This is a genomic window from Paenibacillus hunanensis, from assembly GCF_014645615.1.
GTDB classification, from domain to species: Bacteria; Bacillota; Bacilli; order Paenibacillales; family Paenibacillaceae; genus Saccharibacillus; species Saccharibacillus hunanensis.
This window is the reverse complement of sequence record NZ_BMMB01000001.1, coordinates 209186-228121: the sequence shown is the minus strand read 5'-3', so window position 1 is coordinate 228121 and position 18936 is coordinate 209186. Positions and strand designations below refer to the sequence as shown.

Sequence of the window (18936 nt, the reverse complement as noted above, 5' to 3'; positions counted from 1 at the left end):
GTTCAATAATTACTATTATTGTCACCACGCTGCTGCTCGTCCAGACGCGCCTTCATTTGAGCAATCGTACGCTCCAGACTGGTAATCGCCTCGGTAACGACAGCGCGATCCACGCCATTTTCAAGCGCACGAGCACGCGCGAATGCACGCTCCTGCTCGGCTGCGGCACGCTCGCGTTCCAGAGACGCCCGTTCCTTCTCGTAGGTCTGACGACGCTGCAGTTCATTATATTTATCCAGCAGATCGGTAATGATTTTGTAAAAGCGTTCGTAATCTTGAATAACATCATCGAGGAAATAGTCGACCTCTTCCTGCGAATAGCCTCGCATTTTGGTCGGAAAATCCTTTTCATGAATCGTAAGTGCATCAAATTGGATGCCTAGCTGCTTGAATAGACGCTTCTGCTCTTCCAGCTTGCGCTGATAATTCTCATCTACAGCCATTTTCATCAATCCCCTCATTCCTGTTCGCGTGCCTTTAGCCGCTACTTTATCTGCTTATTAATGTATCACAAACGATGCGTTTGGCAAAATGTCCATCCTTGCCTGATAATGCTCTTTTCATTAGCACTTGTTTGCGGCAAAATAAAAGCGGATGCTGTAGTCCTTAATGATACAATGATGTAGTCCCTAATTGAAGCGAATACGAAGGATGTGCGATAGTATGTTTTTGAAAAAACAATCCGTACAGCGTGACGGGCGAATCTATACATATTATAGATTGGTAGAATCGTATCGTGATGCCGATGGCAATGCACGCCACAGGACAATCCGCTATCTAGGAAAGCTAGCGGATGAACAAATTAGGCTCATCCGTGAGCAATTGAAAAAGCAGAACATCGACCAAGCGATTATCGATCAGATCATACAGGGTGAGTATACTACATTAGAAGCTAGTGCAACGCATGTGAACGATACGGATGATCATCATACATCTACATGGAGCACTTCCATTACATCCACCTCTCTCCCCCTCTGGATTCCAGTGTCGTTTACAAGTTTGCATTTTGATGCGGTGAACGGGCAGGAATGGAATGTAGCTGATGGAGATACCTTATTTTTTGTACATCAAGGTCAGGCTGAGGTAACTATTCGCGGGCGTAAAATGGTCATGACATCGCAGCAGGTATTATTTTGCCCGGATCAAACTGGCATGCATATCGGCAGCTCGGATAATCAGCCGCTGATGCTTCAGCGACTTGTTTTTCGTTCGAATGTTACAGCCGCAACCGGGTTATTCCCTATAGATAAGATGCTGAGTGATTCGCAGAGCACACCGATCATGCTACAGATTCAGTCCCCCGCCGAGATGCTACGATTGTGCAATGAGCTGGAAAATTATAATGTGAATATGACTTCCCCCCATGCTCAGCAGCCTATCACGATGCTCGCTATGTATCGCTGCTTTTATGAGCTGTTGCATCTGATTGCGCTGGAGACAGCGGCAGCAAAGCATGACGAACATTTATCCTTTCAGCAAATGCTTCAATATGTACGAGCTCATTTCCGTGATGATTTGCGGCGAGATGAGCTGGCACGCAAGATGGGAATGACACCAGAGCACTTTTCACGGGTATTTCGCAGTCGTCAGGGATGTTCATTCAGCGATTATTTATCCCGGCTACGACTGCATCAGGCACGGCTGGAGCTGCAATTATCACAGACCAGTCTGGAGGAGATTGCCCGGCGTTGCGGTTATAGTGATGTGCACTATTTTAGCCGTAAATTCAGGCAGCACTTCGGGATGCCACCACGACAGTATATTACTGCGCCCAAGCAATATGTAAGCTGGAATATGCCACTAACTGCGATGCTGCTACAGCTAGGCATCGTGCCTATTGCCGGACAGATCGATATGGAGGTGCTACGCCATTTCCCAGAGCTGGTGAAGCTTGTCGAGCATGCAGCATTGCAGCAAGCGGAGGATGAGCATACGCAGACAGATAAGCAAGCGCATGTAGCAAGTGCAACGAACGTAGAGAATAAGACGCATGCTCTCCTTCCTGCTCCTTCACTTGTTCTATTGCAGCAGCGACAGCCTGATCTTGTCTTTGCCTATGACGATGATCCGCAAAGTGAGCAGCTACATATCTATGCACCAGTACAACGGCTAGACATCCAGCATTATAACTGGCGGCAACAATGGCTCTGGCTGGCAGAACGAGTGCAGCGCAGTCCGCAGGCGCAACAATGGCTACAGCAATGGGATACGAAGCTACGAGAAGCAAGACAACAGATGCAGAGCTGGTTGGAGCGACGTGAAACGGTAGGCATCTACAAGATCGTATCAGAGAAAGTATATGTATATGGTAATTTACGTAGTATGGGCGGATCTCTTATCTATGATGGGCTCCACTGTGAACCTCCAGTACAAGTACGTCAGCAACTGATTGATACAGGGCGTCTGAATATAGAAGTATCACTGGAACAATTGCACCATTATGCGGCTGATCATATGATTGTGATTTATTATCCGATGGAGCATCAGAATGCAGCACAGTATGGAACACAGCGACAGACAGAGGTTCCAGTTATGACATCTCCACTATGGCAACAATTACCGGCTGTTCAATCAGGACAGGTGCATATGATGGATCGACATCTCTTTTACGGATTCGATCCACTTTCTCAGCAATTGCAGCTCCAGGCATGGATGGATAGCATCGCATCATATTTGTGATTGTAAGTTATCATCATTGTCCATAGACGTTCCTGCAACAGGTTGATATGATTCTATTTGATAATCATTATCAATTAGTAAATAGGAGGAATGAATATGAATAATCGGCTGTTTTCCCAATCAGCCTGTATGATAGCGTTAACGGTGATGCTATGCATGCTGCTCGCTGCCTGTGGAGCTCAAAACACTCCGGCATCATCTGATTCGGCTGCGACTACATCATCCAATGCAGCATCGACTGACACTTCCGCTACGCGAACGATTGATACGGCAAAGGGAAAGATTACGATCCCTGCACATCCGCAGCGCATCGTATCTACATACTATCATGGTACATTGATCGCGCTTGGTCTGAAGCCTGTTGGTGCTAACAAAGAATGGTGGATGGGCAGTCCGTTCTTGAAAGAACAGGAACAAGGGATCGAAGACGTTGGGGCACCTACATCAATGGAAAAGGTAATCGCGCTCCATCCCGATCTGATCGTTATCAACGACTTTGATGTGAAAGCCTATGATGAACTGAGCAAAATCGCACCTACGCTATATGTTCCGTACACTGCCTACAAAAATCCAAAAGAAGAAATCGAATTGTTCGGCAAGCTACTTGGACGTGAACAACAGGCTGAGGCATGGCTCAAGCAATACGATGAAGCCGCTACGGCTGCACGTGCCAAAATTAAAAATGTCGTCAAACCTGGCGAAACTGCGGTGTTAATCAATGTACGTGAGAAGGATGTTGCTATTCTTGGCGATAACTATGGACGCGGTGGGTATGCATTGTATGATGGTATGCAATTCAAACCACTGGAAAATGTAAAAAAAGAAGTGATCGACAGCGGCAAGCAGATCTTACAGATTCAGCTTGAAAGTTTGCCGGAATATGCAAATGCCGATCATATCTTTATCTGCTTTAACGACGGCACGACCGAAGCACAGAAAAACACGATCCTAAATAGCTCAATCTGGAAAAACTTGCCCGCTGTGAAAAGTGGTCAGGTGTACGATCTGCCGTATGATACGTTCTCTTACTACGATCCAGAATCAATCGTAGGTCAGATGGGATTACTTGCAGATATGATTGTAGCTAAAAGTAAATAATGTTGCCGGCTAACAAGATTGCATAATTGGATAATGAACGCCTGTATCGTGTACTGACTATACTTTGTTTTGTATGATGTATTACGTATAGCTTATAACGGAATAGCATGATCCTACGCATGCATAGAGGCGTTGGAATCAGGCTATTTTTAGGTCATCACTATGATTTATAGTAATAATCTGCGCACAAACTGCATGTATATCTACCTCAGTTGCTTGCTCTTCAATCTTATCCTTTAATCCCACCAATCGTTAACCCTTTAACAAAATACTTCTGGAAAAATGGATACGCGCATAGGATCGGTGTCAGCACGATCACGAGAATTGCCATCCGTGCACCTTCGGCTGGAATCTGGGCGAGCAGCATATTGTTCGTTGCCGAAGTGGCGTTATTGGTCACAAAGTCGATATTCGATTGTAGCTTCATCAGCATGTATTGCAGGCTGACCAGCTTCGGATTCGTAATATAGAGCTGTCCGAGAAACCAGTCATTCCAGTACGTGACGAGTGTGAACAAGCCGACCGTAGCCAGTCCTGGCTTGGATAGTGGCAGGACAATCCGTCCGAAAATATACCATTCTCCTGCCCCATCAATCCGTGCTGCCTCCAGAATAGCCGTCTCAATCGACTGCTGCATAAATGTACGTAAAATAATCACATTAAACGCACTGAGCGAATATGGCAAAATCAAAATCCAGAATGTATCCGCCAGATGCAGCACATTCGTATTCACAATATACGAGGGCACCAATCCACCATTGAATAGCATCGTGAAAAAGAGTAAAAATGCCATAATATTACGATAACGAAAATCACGACGGGACAGCACATAAGCGAACAGCGAAGTCACAATCAGGCTAAATAGCGTCCCCATAGCGGTGACGCCAATCGTCACATAAGCCGACTGTACAATCTGCTCGCCATTACGGAAAATATAGCGATATGCATCCAGACTCCACTGCGAAGGCCAGAACTGATAGCCTTTTGCCGATAAGCTGGCTTCACTCGTAAAGGAAATGGCGTACACGAGTATAATTGGAATGATGCAAATCACCGCCAGTACGGTCAGAAGCGTATGAAATACCATATTCCAGCTACGTGGAAGCTGGTTGAATCGATTGGATGTGTGCTCCATGCTACAGCCCTCCTTTTAGAACAATGCGCTGTCACGATCGACTTTTTTGACAATCCAGTTCGTGAGAATGACAAGTACAAAGCCGACAAAGGACTGATACAACCCTGCCGCCGCGGTCATGCCGTAGTTGCCCATCGTAACGAGCCCATTGTAGACATACGTATCGATCACCTGCGTCACCGGATAGAGCGCACCGGAATTATACGTCACCTGATAAAAGAGTCCAAAGTCCGCATAGAAGATTTTACCGATGCTTAGAATCGTCATGATGATAATGATCGGGCGCAGGCACGGCAGCGTAATGTAGCGAATCTGCTGCCATTTATTCGCACCATCAATGGTGGCTGCTTCATAATAGTCGGGCGAGATGCCTGTTACTGAAGCGAGGTAAATGATGCTGTTATAGCCGACACTTTTCCAGAAAAAGACGAAGATAAGGATGTACGGCCAATAGGTCATATCCGTATAGAAGTTGATCGGATGAAAGCCCATATAAGAGAGCAGCTGATTCACAATCCCTTTGTCTGCACTCAAAAAGGCGTAGAAAATAAGCGCAACAATCGTCCACGATAGAAAATACGGCATGATGAGAATCGTCTGATAGGTTTTCGATAAAAAGCGGCTACGAATCTCATCCAGTATAATCGCCAGCGCTACCGATAGAATCAGTCCAATGACGATAAAGACCAGATTGTACAGCAGCGTATTGCGCGTGATCAGCCAGGCATCGCCTTTGAACAGGTATTTAAAATTATCAAACCCGACCCACGGACTGCCTAGAATCCCGTCATAAAAGTTATAGTTTTTGAATGCGAGAATAACGCCAAACATTGGCATATAGTTGAATAGCACCAGCAGGATCAGCGCAGGCAATGCCATGACGAATAGCGCCCCGTGCTTGCGTAGCTCATACAGAAATGTCATCGTCTATCCTCCCTGTAATCGTAGATGTTGGTAGGTTGAAGCTCGCCTGTTGATCGATCCATCCTTAGCTGTACGGTTATGGTTACGGTTACGGTTACGGTTACGGTTACGGTTACGGTTACGGTTACGGTTACGGTTACGGTTACTGGCGATTTTGAAAGTAATACTGGCGGCAAAAGCAAGGATAGAACGAGCCCTTCTGCTCTATGTCGCTTTTTTACTTCCTAACAGCATAAGGGGCGGAAGGTTCGCTTCCGCCCCGCATTGCCATGGATGGCTCAATTTCGCCTATGACTTCGTCTGCTCGGACTTCCACTGATCGTACTGGGATTGCATTTCACTAATAAGCTCGTCCACACCAGCGTCCTTGAGCTTCTGGATGAACATCGGTAAATACTGATCAGGATTCACGGTTCCCCTGACAAGCGGCGGGTAAAATTGACTGATCACATTATTGATCGCTGCAATCTGCGTCTGTACCGGTGTCGTATCAAAGTTAAAGCCGAGCGCTGGCGATGGTGTATTATTGTCCTCGAACACCTTGAATTGCTCCAGTGTATCCTTCGGATACGACTGATCATAATAGAAAATGTTCACATTGCCCCACATCCAGCCATAGCCATAATCATAGTCCGGGTTGAGCGGATCAACGCCCTCGGCAGGCTTGATAAACGTTTTATCGACCTTGACGTAATCCTGTCCTTCGATCCCATGTACAAACATATTGGCTAGCACCGGATCGGTGTACAGCAGATTGAGGAACATCATCGCACGCTCTGGATTTTTGGATGAGCGTGGAATCGCAAAGCCGCCGCCCTGCACGTCACTCGTCTCGATGACACCTTTACCGAGATTTTGGTAGACGAGTGGATAACCGAGCTGTGCGCTACGCTTGTACACATAGTTCGGCGCATACAGCAGCGAGCCCGCGAATACCTTGCCTGCCTTCCAATCGCCTTCACTCTGATACTCGACATCCTTAGGCGTATAGCCCGCCTGATTCCAGCGATAGGCTGTCTCTACGAACTCCTTGAACTCCGGTGTTTCGTATTGATCGAATATCTTATCATCAGAGCGCTTGTAGTATGGCTGATCGCCTACATTGATCACGCCAGGCAGATTCCAATCACCCGACATATGCTGAACAGGAATGGAGCGATACATGCCTTCCGAGCCGTCCAGCGGCAGGATGCTCGGGTCCTTCTCATGTACCGTTTTTAGAATCGGCTCCATGTCCTTCCATGACTTGATGCTATTGGTATCGATTTTGTATTTTTCCACCATGTCCTTTCGCATCAGCACGCCTACCTGGTGGCCTACTTCCTTGTAGCTTGGTACAGCGTAAATTTCATTTTTAACGGTCATCCCTTTCCAGAGGGTATCCGGTATGGTCTTTTTTAAATCCTGACCGTATTTGTCCATCAGAGAGCTGAGTGGGGTGAAGGCTTGCTTGGACACGTTGGACAGATAGTTATTCGTCCATGAGCTGGTGAAGACGATATCCATCGGCTGTCCTGAAGCGAGCATGACCGGAACCTTCGTCTCAAAGTCACTGCCTTCCATCGTGACCACCTTGACCGTAGCATTGATCTTTTCTTTTAAATATTTGTTGATCGCCTGCATGACGCGCTCCTGACCCTTCATCGGTGTCGCGTAGTTATAGAAGACTAGCTCTACAGGTGCGAGTTCACCATTAGCTCCTGTTGCCGAGCTGCTATCACTGGAGCCTCCACATGCAGACAATACAACGGACAATAACAGGATTACCGCCAGGCTCAGACACCAGGCTTTTGACTTGTGCAGCATTGCTTCATCCCCTTTTCGTCATATCCAAAGCTTGATCCCATGCCTTGTGTGATCCATCACTTCCATCGCTTACCCCATAGCTCATCCAGTATGATGGAGAGCAGGCTATGCTGCGCTCGTATCCAGATTCTCGCTCAATCTATGCCCATTATCGCTTTCATCAGATCACTAATAGATTACTAATTCGTTGTTTGTAGAATTGTAATCTGTATAGGTGATCGTAAGCATAGATATGAATAGGGCAGAGCGGGCGAGCGCTAGAGATATAATCTGCTCTGTTCATCGTTTATCCGCTCCGCGCTATCTCACTAAGCTTGAACGTTAACTGGACGTTGAGCTGCGCTCCATTCATCGGAAGTGATGTGCTGGTTGTGTATATTGCTCTTAGCTTTATTATCATGTACCTGCCGCGATAGAGGTAGCGTACTTTTTTTAGATAAGGTGTATATTTTTTAGGTAAGCGTTATCTTCTATCTTTTAGTGGAAGTGTAATGACAGCTTTCATCACTTCATCGACATATTCAAAATGTAATCCATAACGTGCATCGGCATAATGCAGACGGATACGCTGATGCACATTGCTAATGCCAATTCCATCCGAGCTAGGTAGGCTGTCCTGCTGCTCATTTAAATAATCGTTGAGCTGGCTGATATTGCCGCCAGGCCCATTGTCCTCGACGATTAACAGCACTACAAGCGGCGCTTCGTTTGCTGTAGACGGAGTTGCTAGAGTCGGTAGAGCAGCTATATCCATATCGGTTACTGGAGGAACGAACATCGTAGCCGCTGGTGAAGTTAATTCTTGATCTTTTGTTTGCTCTTGTGTTTCTTCTTGTTCTTCCTCTGGCACAATCCTTGCCCGCAACGTGATTTGTCCCTGTCCAGCTTGTCGCTCCGTACCGTGCTGAATCGCATTTTCAATCAATGGCTGAATGATAAACTTGGGCACTCGATACAGATGCAACCGCGGATCAATATCATAGGTAATATCAAAATTATTGCCATATCGCATTTGCTGAATACTCACATAATTGCGCACATGAGCGATCTCCTGCTCCAGCGGCACCTGCTCGCCTGGCTCACGGATGCTATAGCGCAGGATTGCCGCCAAGGAGGATACCATCGTAGCGATATCATCCTCACCACGAGTGAGTGCCATCCAGTTGACCGAATCCAGTGTGTTGTAAATAAAATGCGGATTAATCTGCGCCTGTAATGCCTTTAGCTCTGCCTGCTTTTCCCGCTCTCCGCTACGCATCACATCATCCACCAGATCGTTAATACGCTGCATCAGATTGTTAAATTGGCGGTATAGCACGCCCACCTCATTCGTCTCCGGCGGCTCAATAAATACATCGATTGTCGATTCATCCTTGATGCCCTTCATTACTCGTGCCAAGCGAATAATCGGACGTGCAATGCTATTGGAGACGAGTAGTGTCAGGATCGCGCTGACGATAATCACGAGCGCTGTAATGCCAACAATCATATAGCGAATAACGGACAACTTCTCTGTCACTTCACTGTAGGGAATTAACGCGACCAGATTCCAGCCCCATTTGAGTGGATACAGATCGGCAATATAACGAATCCCGTTATAACGCAGATCGGTACTGCCTCCTACATCGGTATATTCCAGTAGCGGCGCAAGCTGTCCTCCCTCAGTAATCTGTACACCAGGCCATGAGCGATCATTGCTATACAGCACCCGATTGGTCTGATCCACCAGCAGCATCCGTGTGCCTGTGGTAAGCTGCGAGCTTTCAATCTGACGGCCAAATTCATTTTTATCGATAGCGATCACGACAACGCCCATCTCATTATTGCTATTCATTACGAGCGGATTACGTACCTGCTTCGCTACATACACATGCTCCTGATCGCCTGCCGCGTAGAAAATATTGAGCGTGCCCTGTAGCTCTACCGTCCGCTTGTACCATGCTTCGGTCTTCGCCAGCTCCGGACTGAAAAAGCGATTCCCTCCACCCATATCAGGTAGACTGCTCAATAGCTGCAAGCCCGTCACAGGCAAAGTATTTACTACTGGCGAACGACCGCTGACAAAGAAAAGCGCTGAGTACGAGTTCACCACGCTACTCAGCGGCACATCCAGATATTTGATAAACTGCTGATTCATAATATTCAAATTGCGATAACGCTCAATCTCATCTGTAGCCGATTCGTTTAAAATATCGGCAATCGTTTTGTCAGTCGAAAAGTAATAGGTCGCCTGATCAATGCTCGTCTCCACTGTCTGAATGTTGTTGCGGCTTTGCAACATGATATTTTGCTGATCCTCTAATAGCTGCTCGCGCATAATACCGGTGAACACCATATAGAGAATCCCACTGGATAATAGCGCCGATAGCGTGATCACACCGATAAAAAGAACTGCAATTTTCCCGCGAATGCCTCTGCGATCAAGCCAGCCGAGCATGCGACTGCGCAGCCTCATGGACGTCCACCACTAATCGGCGCTCCATTCAGATATAGATTCCGATATTCCGACGGGGTCATGCCTTCCTGCTTTTTGAACACTCTGGCAAAATAATGGGCATCCTGAAAACCGAGCTGCTCGGACACCATATAGACGGGTATGGCTGGATGCAGCAGCAAGCGACGCGCCTGCTCCATTCGAATGCTCGTAATATAGCTGCCCAGCTTCATACCTGTGCTCTGACTGAATACAGCACTCACATAAGCAGGAGAACGGTTCAACTGATCCGCAATACTAGCGAGTGATAGAGCCGGATCACTCATATGCTCCTGCACATGACGCTTCACATAATCCACGAGTACATGCTGTCGATCATCCCGCTTCTCGCTGGCATGCACCAGCATGCTCTCACATTGCTGACAGATCCATGCGATCATCTCTGCCGGTGTTTTCAGCTCCAGCAGACGATGCAATTGCCCATCCAGCTCGCCAAAGGCACGCTGATGCCCCTGATCAATGCGTTCACCAAACTCAAACAATAGATTAAGCACTCGTACACAGAGCGCCTTGATCTCTGCTGGTGGCAATTCCGCCGCTAGCTGATGATCGAAAAGCTGCATGAAAAAAGGCATGTCGCCCGTTTGCAACGCTTCAATGCAGCGCTGCTCCAGCTCTCGTCCAAACAGTGATGTATAGTGATCATGCTGCTGATGCTTCCGCTCAGACAGGCCACGGATATACTCGGTAAGCTGTTCAATATCAGGGCGAGTAATCGGCTTGACGATATAGCGCTGCACGCCATACTGCATCGCCTGACGGGCATACTCAAAATCCTCATGTGCACTCAGCAGCACAATCGCGGTATCGATCCGCTGCTCATGAATCTGGCGGCATAGCTCCAGCCCATCCATGATAGGCATCTTAATATCCGTAATAATCAGATCAGGATGATGATTCCGCGCAATCTCAAGCGCTTCGCCTCCGTTACGTGCTTCTCCAACAATATGAGCGTTCAATTGCTGCCAGGGAATCATCTGGCGCAAGCCTTTTGTTACAATGACATCGTCGTCCACTAGCAATACTCTCATGAGGGTCACCTTCTGTCGAATATGGGTTAGTTGTCAGACATGGGCAATGGGTTGGAAATGAATTGTTCATATTTTAGCGCTTTTTGGCGAATGATGGCAATAGTTCTGACATCCTTGATTATGTTTTGCGACATCTGAGTTATCTTTGATCAGGATATGTTAGTTGATGTGGGAGATGTACACCACTCCGGGAAGGAATAAGGGGACGGACTCCGGTATCGCACAGGAATCTACGGAGTAGGAGTGAAATGTAGATTCCCGTGCTCGGAAGCTGTAAGATATTTTGCTTCGCAAAAATCACTTTTTATTGTACCCCGTGTTAGAAAATCACTAACACGGTAAGTCGTCCTTCCCCTTATTTCCTTCCCTCCGTTCCGTGCGACTCGCATTCATTTAGTTCGAAAATCAGTAAGTCTATTCATTGGTTCATATTTCAAAATTAAATTTATACGAGTTTGCTTATCGACTCTCATACCTTAACAGCTTCAATTCAAAATCTGATCTATTGCATCTCACGAAAAATGTAACCGTCTTATAAAATAAGTGACTCTGATATATAACAGCGATATTCACATTTTAAGTAGTTGGTTTAACGTGGTCAGTTTATTAATGTTTTCATAACTTGAATGCGATTTGTTTGAGTTATGAGACTGGTTGTGGTTCTTCACAGTAGTGAGAAGTGGTAGCAGCATATCTCCTAAGAAACGATATTTTATGTGTAGCATGTACAGGTACTCATTTATTGATTAGGATGCTGGTTGTTGATTATTCTTATCCTTAGATCGAAAGGGTAGACATGACGATAAACAAAAAATCAGCCTGTGGTCAGGCTGATTTGGGATTGGGGGGGGAGATTTTTTGCTGATTTGTATTTAATAATGAGCAAGTGATTGCATATGCTTGAGTTATTCTTTTACTTTTGGCTTTGTTGATCTTTATGCTCAGCTTGTATGCAAACGGAATACATGTGCGATGGGTGCTTTGTTTTCATTTCTAGCTGTTGCTGGTAGGTCTACCTCGATTCCTTGTTCTGTCTGGCGGAAGGTCAGGTTTGTTAGTACTTCTTCGCCCAGCAGGTCGATGGATTGGATTTGGGCTTGATAAGGAATCAGGTGTACGGAGGGTACGGGTGTACCTTCGTTTGAATACAGGTAACTGGCGTATACACGTTGCTCGGCAGCGCGTCCGGTGAATGCCCAGTTGTCTGTATAGACGGGCTCGCAGCTGCGTGTTTCATAGACGGCTTCGCCATAGGTGTTCAGCCAGGCGCCGAGTCCTTTGATACGTTCGATAGCTCCGGCAGGTAAGCGTCCGTCGGGTTGAGGGCCTACATTTAAGGCGAGATTGCCGCCTTTGGATACGATCTCCATGAGCATGTGAACGAGCTCGCGGACGGATTTGTAGTCGTCCTCATAGCGGAAGGAGAATGAAGTACCCATTGTGACGCAGCTTTCCCATGGGATCGACATCGCATGCTCCGGTACGGTCTGCTCGGGGGTAACGATATTCTCGTAGGCACCGCCTACGGTACGGTCGGCAGCGAGCAACCACGGTTGGTGCTCACGCATTCGGTCGACAATTTCGCCGAGTCGAATGTCCTGTCCGCCTTTGCCTGGACGAACCCATCCAGCATCCAGCCATAGCACATCAACGCGCCCGTACCGGGTCAGCAGCTCTTCGATCTGCTTATGGGTAAATTGCACAAACTCCTCCCACAGCCACGGATATTGATGTGGATCATAGCTCGGTCCGCGCCATCTATGATCGCCGCGCTCCATACCATCTGTCCAGTAATAGGGAGTATGCCAGTCTGCTTTGGAAAAATAAGCCGAGATCGCCAGCCCCTGCTGACGGAATGCTTCGAACAGATGTCCGACGATATCCGCATACCGATGCTGATGAAACGGTGTCTCTTTGCCCGTAATCCGATAATTGGTCGTATGTGTATCCCACATACAGAAGCCATCATGATGCTTGGTCGTAAAATTCAGATAGCGAAAGCCGCCTTCCTTTGCGAGCTCTGCCCATACATCGGGCTGGAAGCGAATCGGGTTAAAGGTACGATTCAAGCCGAAGTATTCACGCTTGAGCTGCTGAGGGTCAGGCTGCCAGTCGATACCATCACGTGACCAGTCTCCATCGTCATCGCTCAGTGCCCACGATTCAACAACACCAAGCTGTGAATACGGCCCCCAGTGCATCATCAGCCCCAGCTTCTGATCTTTGAACCATTCCAGACGCTCCAGTATATACGGGTCTTCTGGCTTCACCCATGATTCTTCACTACTATAATTATGAACGCCACCCTGTACCTCCAATAGCTTGTCGAGCTGCTGCTGTTCCTTCTCCGTCATCTGCTGTTCACTCATCGTATGACCTCCCTATTCTTGTTCATCCAATAGCTGTTATACAAAGATTACAGACTATGCGCTTATTTCCTTCGGGAACATTTTGCGATTAGGTGGAATATTTTTGGATACCTGCTTTTATGTCTACGATTATGCGTCGAGCAGTCCCTTTTTCATTGCTGTATAGACCAGATTGGAAAATAAGCTATTCGACCATGCAAACCACGGTCTCGTAAACGTATGTGGATCATCTGCATGAAAGCCCTCATGCATATAGCCGGTATCTGCATCCGTTGCCTCCAGCATATCAATCATCGCCAGCATTTCCTCATTCGTGGATGCAGTTAAGCCCTGCATCGACAAACCCATATGCCATACATAGTCCGGTGGAGTGTGTGGACTTCCCATTCCGCTTGCCGCTTCACCTTCAAAATAAAACGGATTTCCCGTACTCAAAATAAACTGACGGGTTCGCAGATAGGTCGGATCATCCGGTGCACAATAGCCCAAGTACGGCATCGACAGCAGACTCGGCGTTCCCGCATCGTCCATCAGACAGTAGTTACCAAAACCATCCGTTTCATACGCATAGATCAGTCCATGCTGTGGATGACGGTACATTCCATACAGCTCAATCCCGTGCTGTACCTCTTCCTCCATCACAGCTAGCTCCTCAGCAAACGCCATATCCCGATAGACGAAGCGCACCATCTCCTGCATCTGGCGCAGGCAGACGACAACAAACATATTCGCAGGAATATTGTAATGTAGCTCACAAGCATCATCACTTGGACGAAAGCCTGACCAGATCATACCGGTATAGCTCACTGGCATGCCCATGCCACGATTACGAATCGTATCAATCGCTGGACAATTGCGGCGGGTAAAACGATACGGCGATTCCTCCATATGACGCTGCTCTGTCCGCCACAGCTCATAGATCGTACGCAGACCTTGCTTAAAGCCACTATCGAATAGATCGGTGCTGCCGCTCGCCTTCCAGTAATGATAGGCAAGTCTTATCGTAAAGCAGAGCGAATCCAGCTCGAATTTGCGCTCCCATACCCAGGGCCCCATCTCCGTCTCATCCGCCGGGTCCCAATGCCAATCATTGGCGGTCTCGTTAAAGGCGTTTGCATATGGATCGATCGATAAATAAAACAGATGCCGCCGAATTAAGCCACTAATGATCCCCTGTAGCCTCTCATCCTCACCACATAACGGCACATAATGCATCAATTGCTCCACTGAATCACGTAGCCATAGCGCTGGAATATCCCCTGTGATCACAAAGGTTGTGCCATCGTCCAGTAGCTTGGTCGTCGTTTCCAATGTGTTAGGAAAGCAATTGCGGAATTGCTGCGCCAGCTTAGGACGATGCTGAAGGCGGCGATCCGCTTCCTCCAGCACCGCCTTTACCGCATCCGGTAATTCAAAAGATGTCATCGTAATATGAGCCATATTCTGCGTCATGGGTTATTCACTGCCTTTCCATTTCAGCGTTTTGATCTCGTAAGGCTTGAAGGCTAGCTCTAATCGACCTGCCTGCATTTCCAGACGTTGCTGCTCGTCTTCCAGCAGATTGGTCAGTATCCAGTGTCCTATTCCTGTATGTCCATGCGAGTCAGCAGATGGCATCGTCAATACGGCTTTGCTCCGACTACCGGAAGATTCGTACAAACGGAAAATCGTACCCTCACCATCCTCGGCAGGCTTGATCGTATCCAGTACGACGTGCTTGCTATCGAAATGCAGCAGGGAAACACCTGTTGGCTTCGGATGCGATTGGTTAGTATCTGGTTGCGATGGTATCGATGCAGGTGGAACTACTGACCCTTTCGCAGTCGTAGATGATTGGAAAGGTGTTGCGTTTGGTATGCCACCGATCGATTCGGTATCGCGATTAGAGAGGTTTGAACGAGCATGTACACTCGATTCAGAAGATGGTGTCTGATCGCTTTCACTGGTATGAACCGGGGCAAGCAGGCGTACCGGCACCTGCTGATTCAGTTCAGCGGCTGCACGCACAATATGTGCCTCACGCCAGTTCCCACCATGTGGCAATAATGAATACGTGAACTCATGGTGTCCGATATCTGCCGCATGATCCGGCCATTTCGGAGCGCGAAGCAGCGATAATCGCATATGTCCATCCTTGATGTCATAACCATATTTGCAATCATTCAGCAGACTTACGCCGTAATCACCCTCGGACACATCTGCCCAGCGATGTCCGCATACCTCGAATTGCGCGCGCTCCCATGATGTGTTGTTATTCATCGTCCGCTCCAGCGCGCCAAACGGAATCTCATACGTCGCCTGCTCAGCAATCAGATCAACCGGAAAGCTGACCTTGAGTAGCTTATGACTTTCCTGCCAGTCTACGGTCGTCTTAAAATCGATCCGCCGATGCGCCGTGTACAGATATAGATCCTGCGTAATCGTGGAGCCGCCAATCTCCCAGCGGAAACGTAAAATATCTCCCGTGCTTCCACGCATCACAACCTGAGAAAAGAGTAGGTTCGCATGCCCTGCACATTGCGTTGCAAATTGTGGATCGATATCCCATGCATCCCAGAGCGTTGGACGGTCATGATAATAGCCAAATACATTTCCAGCATGCTCTGGCTTGAGCACCTCGCGCTCATATTCCTTGTCATAGAGCGAAGCTATCTCACCCTGCTCATTAAAACGGATCGAATAATACGGTGTCTCCCATACGGCTGGCACCTCTGCACCAAGCACGATATCTGCTGGGCTGCGCACCTCATCCTCATGCTCGTATTCGTGCAGAACGGATGCACTCGCTTCAGCCACCTGTTCGGCTTCTCGCAGCCAGATCGTGGTATAACCAAAGGCTGGAATCGACGGCACATGAATACGCAAAATAAACTTTGCTGTCGCTGACTGTTCGCTTTCAGTTGGAGCGGTCGCTGTAGACTGCTCCAGTCCTTGCGACTCTGCTGGTTGCTGCACGTCTCCATTGGCATGATATATTTGCGCTTGTGTCGAAGGAGCTTCCGAAGCTGATGATGTTAACCCCTGTTGCACTCTTTGCATAGGAACAAGTCCGGGTAGCTTTTCACGCGCTACGCTAAAGCGAGCAGGTGGTGCCTCTACAGGCTGTGGTTCCGGTTCAGCCAGCTCCAATACGACAACGTCGCAGGATAACCTTTGTCCCTGCTCATCAAAGGCAGCTAATCCGTGCAGCTCATCCCCACCCGCAATCTCAATCCAGTCGCTGCGTTCCCAGCCTAGACTGTTAAACACGGCATAGGAGATGCCTGTTTGTGCAGGGTGGTCTGTGCTTGTCGTTGTATCGGTTATTGCATTTGCCGATTTATCTATATTCGTGCTAGCTTCTGCGTTCGTAGGGCTTGTCGAATCAGTAGCTATAGGGCGATTACGATCATGTTGCAAAATCGACTGTGTCCAGATATCAAGTGCCTGATCAAGCGCCGTCTGCCCGATACGCAAAATCTCCTCATACTCCACATCCGATGTGCGATACACCTCATGGATCGCCGACCCCGGCACAATATCGTGAAATTGATTTAGCATAATGCCCAGCCAGCCCTGCTTGAACAACGCAGCAGTGATCGGCTGTTGATCCACATTATCGCCACGATGTAGCAATAACGGACTTACCGAATACGTAGCCGCTTCGGCATCACGCGCTGCTGCCTGACCGGAGACAGCATAGGGCTCGGTAGAGGAGTTAGTCTGAATTTCACTCTGTCCCGTACGTTCTGCTCCATGATGATCCGTATCGCCTGTCGTCAGACTGCTTGTGCCAAGTCGCAGCATCGCCAGTCGCTCCCAAATCTCTGCTTCTCGATATAGAATCTCCGCTTTGCGATTGTAGCGCTTGTTCCAGGCCTGGGTCGTATACGTACCACGATGCAGCTCCAGATACAGATCGCCTCGCCATACAGGCAGCTCCGGCTCCTGCTGACTAATATGTTCAAAAAACTCCTTTGCCGTGCCAAACTCTGCCTTCGGTTGACCGATCATCCACTCGGCATGCTGCACGTATTCGACCATCGGCTCGGTCACGCCGCCACCGCCATCACCATGTCCATACAGCAGCATTTGCTCTGGATGCACATCCTTTTGCCGAAACGATTGCCAGTGCTCATCAATATCCTTGACTGTCGTCGATTCATTCACCCCATGGTTTAAATAGGACAATACTGGCGTGCCATCGATTCCCACCCATTGGAACAGATCATAAGGGAACACATTCGTATCATTCCAATTCAGCTTGGTCGTCATAAAGTAATCGATCTCTGCCTGCCGTAGCAGCTGAGGTAACGAAGCGGCATAGCCAAATGTATCGGGTAGCCATTCAATCGATGAGGTCTGTCCAAACTCCTCCCGATAAAAGCGTTGCCCATACAGCAGCTGGCGTGCTAGCGATTCGCCGCTTGGAATATTCAGATCTGGTTCAATCCACATCCCTCCAACTAGCTCCCAGCGTCCTTCGGCAACGTATTGCTTGATTTTGACGTACAGCTCCGGATAATGATCCTTTACATAAGCGAATAGCTGGGGCTGACTCTGGGTGTAGACAAACTCTGGATATTGCTCTAATAGCGTACACATCGTTGAAAACGTACGACTTGTCTTGCGTACTGTCTCCCGTACCGGCCATAGCCATGCCAGATCGATATGCGATTGCCCGACCATAATCATCCGTCCATTCGTCTCCGTATCCGGGGCATACTTGCCTACACGCTCACGCAGCAATTGCTGTAGCTGCTCCCATGGCTGGGACATATGCCATGATTCCTCCGGTAGATCATAGGCGATCTGCATGCATTCCTCTACTGCTTGCTGCATCTCGCTACGGCGTAGCTCGCCTTCTGGTAAACGCTGTGCGGCATCTCTGGCTATTCGAACACTGTGCATCAGACTGCGTAGTCCGGCATTGATCTGCACAATACTGGAGGTAAATCCATGTAATGGCGCGACGAACTCCGGTTGTCCATTCAGCGGGTCATGCGGCTCAGGAATCGGATCGTATAGCTCGATCTCGATATGCAACGGCTGACCGATATGACTGGTACGAAGCGGAACAAAGGTGTGATTTTTGTCCAGTCCATGATAATGCTCGCCGTTGATCTTTAGCAGCCCTTCCCCACCGCCTGCGTCAAACAGAAGTGCGGCAGGCTGTTCTTGCCATTCGGCTGGAACGATGATATTGGTTTCCAGCATATACGTGATGCCATGTGTGCTTTTGAGTGTCCCATCACTGGTCGTGCGTGGGGATAGCTGCTCATATTGCCCTGCGGTCACATAGCGTACCTCTTCAATCGTCCATTGCTTCAGTTCCACTTGCTCCAACCACTGTACCTTCGCGAGATGCTTGAGAAATCGTTCAATCCGATGCATACGAAACGAGCCTCCTGTGTACCTGAT

Annotated in this window: 12 protein-coding genes; 2 read left to right on the top strand and 10 right to left on the bottom strand. The window is 48.2% G+C overall.

The window, feature by feature from the left end; all coding sequences use genetic code 11:
- Positions 1-2: 2 nt before the first annotated feature.
- Entirely contained in the window at positions 3-443 is a 441-nt protein-coding gene (locus IEX62_RS00840; RefSeq protein ID WP_188774011.1) for a DivIVA domain-containing protein, read from the bottom strand.
- Positions 444-663: 220 nt separating this feature from the next.
- Between IEX62_RS00840 and IEX62_RS00835 the strand changes: the two genes are divergently transcribed.
- Together IEX62_RS00835 and IEX62_RS00830 are read left to right on the top strand one after the other, a co-directional pair.
- Positions 664-2679 carry an AraC family transcriptional regulator gene (locus IEX62_RS00835; RefSeq protein ID WP_188773519.1) on the top strand — a complete coding sequence of 672 codons (2016 nt, stop codon included), beginning with the start codon at positions 664-666 and terminating at the stop codon, positions 2677-2679.
- 96 nt (positions 2680-2775) lie between these two features.
- Complete coding sequence (locus IEX62_RS00830; RefSeq protein ID WP_188773518.1) at positions 2776-3777, top strand: ABC transporter substrate-binding protein; 1002 nt, start codon at positions 2776-2778, stop codon at positions 3775-3777.
- Between the two features lie 229 nt (positions 3778-4006).
- On the opposite strand, the gene IEX62_RS00825 is transcribed toward IEX62_RS00830, so the two are convergent.
- The 9 genes from IEX62_RS00825 to IEX62_RS00785 all read right to left on the bottom strand — a co-directional run bounded on the left by IEX62_RS00825 (position 4007) and on the right by IEX62_RS00785 (position 18909).
- Positions 4007-4912, bottom strand: coding sequence for a carbohydrate ABC transporter permease (locus IEX62_RS00825; RefSeq protein ID WP_188773517.1), 906 nt, complete (start codon positions 4910-4912; stop codon positions 4007-4009).
- A 15-nt stretch (positions 4913-4927) separates the two neighbouring features.
- The gene (locus IEX62_RS00820) at positions 4928-5836 is read right to left on the bottom strand and encodes an ABC transporter permease (protein WP_188773516.1); all 909 of its coding nucleotides are present in this window, start codon (positions 5834-5836) and stop codon (positions 4928-4930) included.
- Positions 5833-6018: a hypothetical protein gene (locus IEX62_RS23995; protein WP_188773515.1), complete on the bottom strand. Its 186-nt coding sequence runs from the start codon at positions 6016-6018 to the stop codon at positions 5833-5835. The genes IEX62_RS00820 and IEX62_RS23995 overlap by 4 nt, the downstream gene beginning before the upstream one ends.
- A gap of 106 nt (positions 6019-6124) precedes the next feature.
- On the bottom strand, positions 6125-7642 hold the full coding sequence (locus IEX62_RS00810) for an ABC transporter substrate-binding protein (RefSeq protein ID WP_188773514.1): 1518 nt from the start codon (positions 7640-7642) through the stop codon (positions 6125-6127).
- Between the two features lie 463 nt (positions 7643-8105).
- Entirely contained in the window at positions 8106-10097 is a 1992-nt protein-coding gene (locus IEX62_RS00805; protein WP_188773513.1) for a cache domain-containing sensor histidine kinase, read from the bottom strand.
- Positions 10094-11167 carry a response regulator gene (locus IEX62_RS00800; protein WP_188773512.1) on the bottom strand — a complete coding sequence of 358 codons (1074 nt, stop codon included), beginning with the start codon at positions 11165-11167 and terminating at the stop codon, positions 10094-10096. The genes IEX62_RS00805 and IEX62_RS00800 overlap by 4 nt, the downstream gene beginning before the upstream one ends.
- A gap of 941 nt (positions 11168-12108) precedes the next feature.
- Positions 12109-13536, bottom strand: coding sequence for an alpha-L-fucosidase (locus IEX62_RS00795; RefSeq protein WP_188773511.1), 1428 nt, complete (start codon positions 13534-13536; stop codon positions 12109-12111).
- A gap of 129 nt (positions 13537-13665) precedes the next feature.
- A complete protein-coding gene (locus tag IEX62_RS00790) occupies positions 13666-14988 on the bottom strand; it encodes a glycoside hydrolase family 125 protein (RefSeq protein ID WP_188773510.1) in 1323 nt (440 codons plus the stop codon).
- 3 nt (positions 14989-14991) lie between these two features.
- Entirely contained in the window at positions 14992-18909 is a 3918-nt protein-coding gene (locus IEX62_RS00785) for an alpha-mannosidase (protein WP_188773509.1), read from the bottom strand.
- Positions 18910-18936 lie beyond the last annotated feature (27 nt).

Coding starts and splice junctions, on each gene's coding strand:
- IEX62_RS00840 (WP_188774011.1), bottom strand. CDS start 443: ATGGCTGTAGATGAGAATTATCAGCGCAAGCTGGAAGAGCAGAAGCGT.
- IEX62_RS00835 (WP_188773519.1), top strand. CDS start 664: ATGTTTTTGAAAAAACAATCCGTACAGCGTGACGGGCGAATCTATACA.
- IEX62_RS00830 (WP_188773518.1), top strand. CDS start 2,776: ATGAATAATCGGCTGTTTTCCCAATCAGCCTGTATGATAGCGTTAACG.
- IEX62_RS00825 (WP_188773517.1), bottom strand. CDS start 4,912: ATGGAGCACACATCCAATCGATTCAACCAGCTTCCACGTAGCTGGAAT.
- IEX62_RS00820 (WP_188773516.1), bottom strand. CDS start 5,836: ATGACATTTCTGTATGAGCTACGCAAGCACGGGGCGCTATTCGTCATG.
- IEX62_RS00810 (WP_188773514.1), bottom strand. CDS start 7,642: ATGCTGCACAAGTCAAAAGCCTGGTGTCTGAGCCTGGCGGTAATCCTG.
- IEX62_RS00805 (WP_188773513.1), bottom strand. CDS start 10,097: ATGAGGCTGCGCAGTCGCATGCTCGGCTGGCTTGATCGCAGAGGCATT.
- IEX62_RS00800 (WP_188773512.1), bottom strand. CDS start 11,167: ATGAGAGTATTGCTAGTGGACGACGATGTCATTGTAACAAAAGGCTTG.
- IEX62_RS00795 (WP_188773511.1), bottom strand. CDS start 13,536: ATGAGTGAACAGCAGATGACGGAGAAGGAACAGCAGCAGCTCGACAAG.
- IEX62_RS00790 (WP_188773510.1), bottom strand. CDS start 14,988: ATGACGCAGAATATGGCTCATATTACGATGACATCTTTTGAATTACCG.
- IEX62_RS00785 (WP_188773509.1), bottom strand. CDS start 18,909: ATGCATCGGATTGAACGATTTCTCAAGCATCTCGCGAAGGTACAGTGG.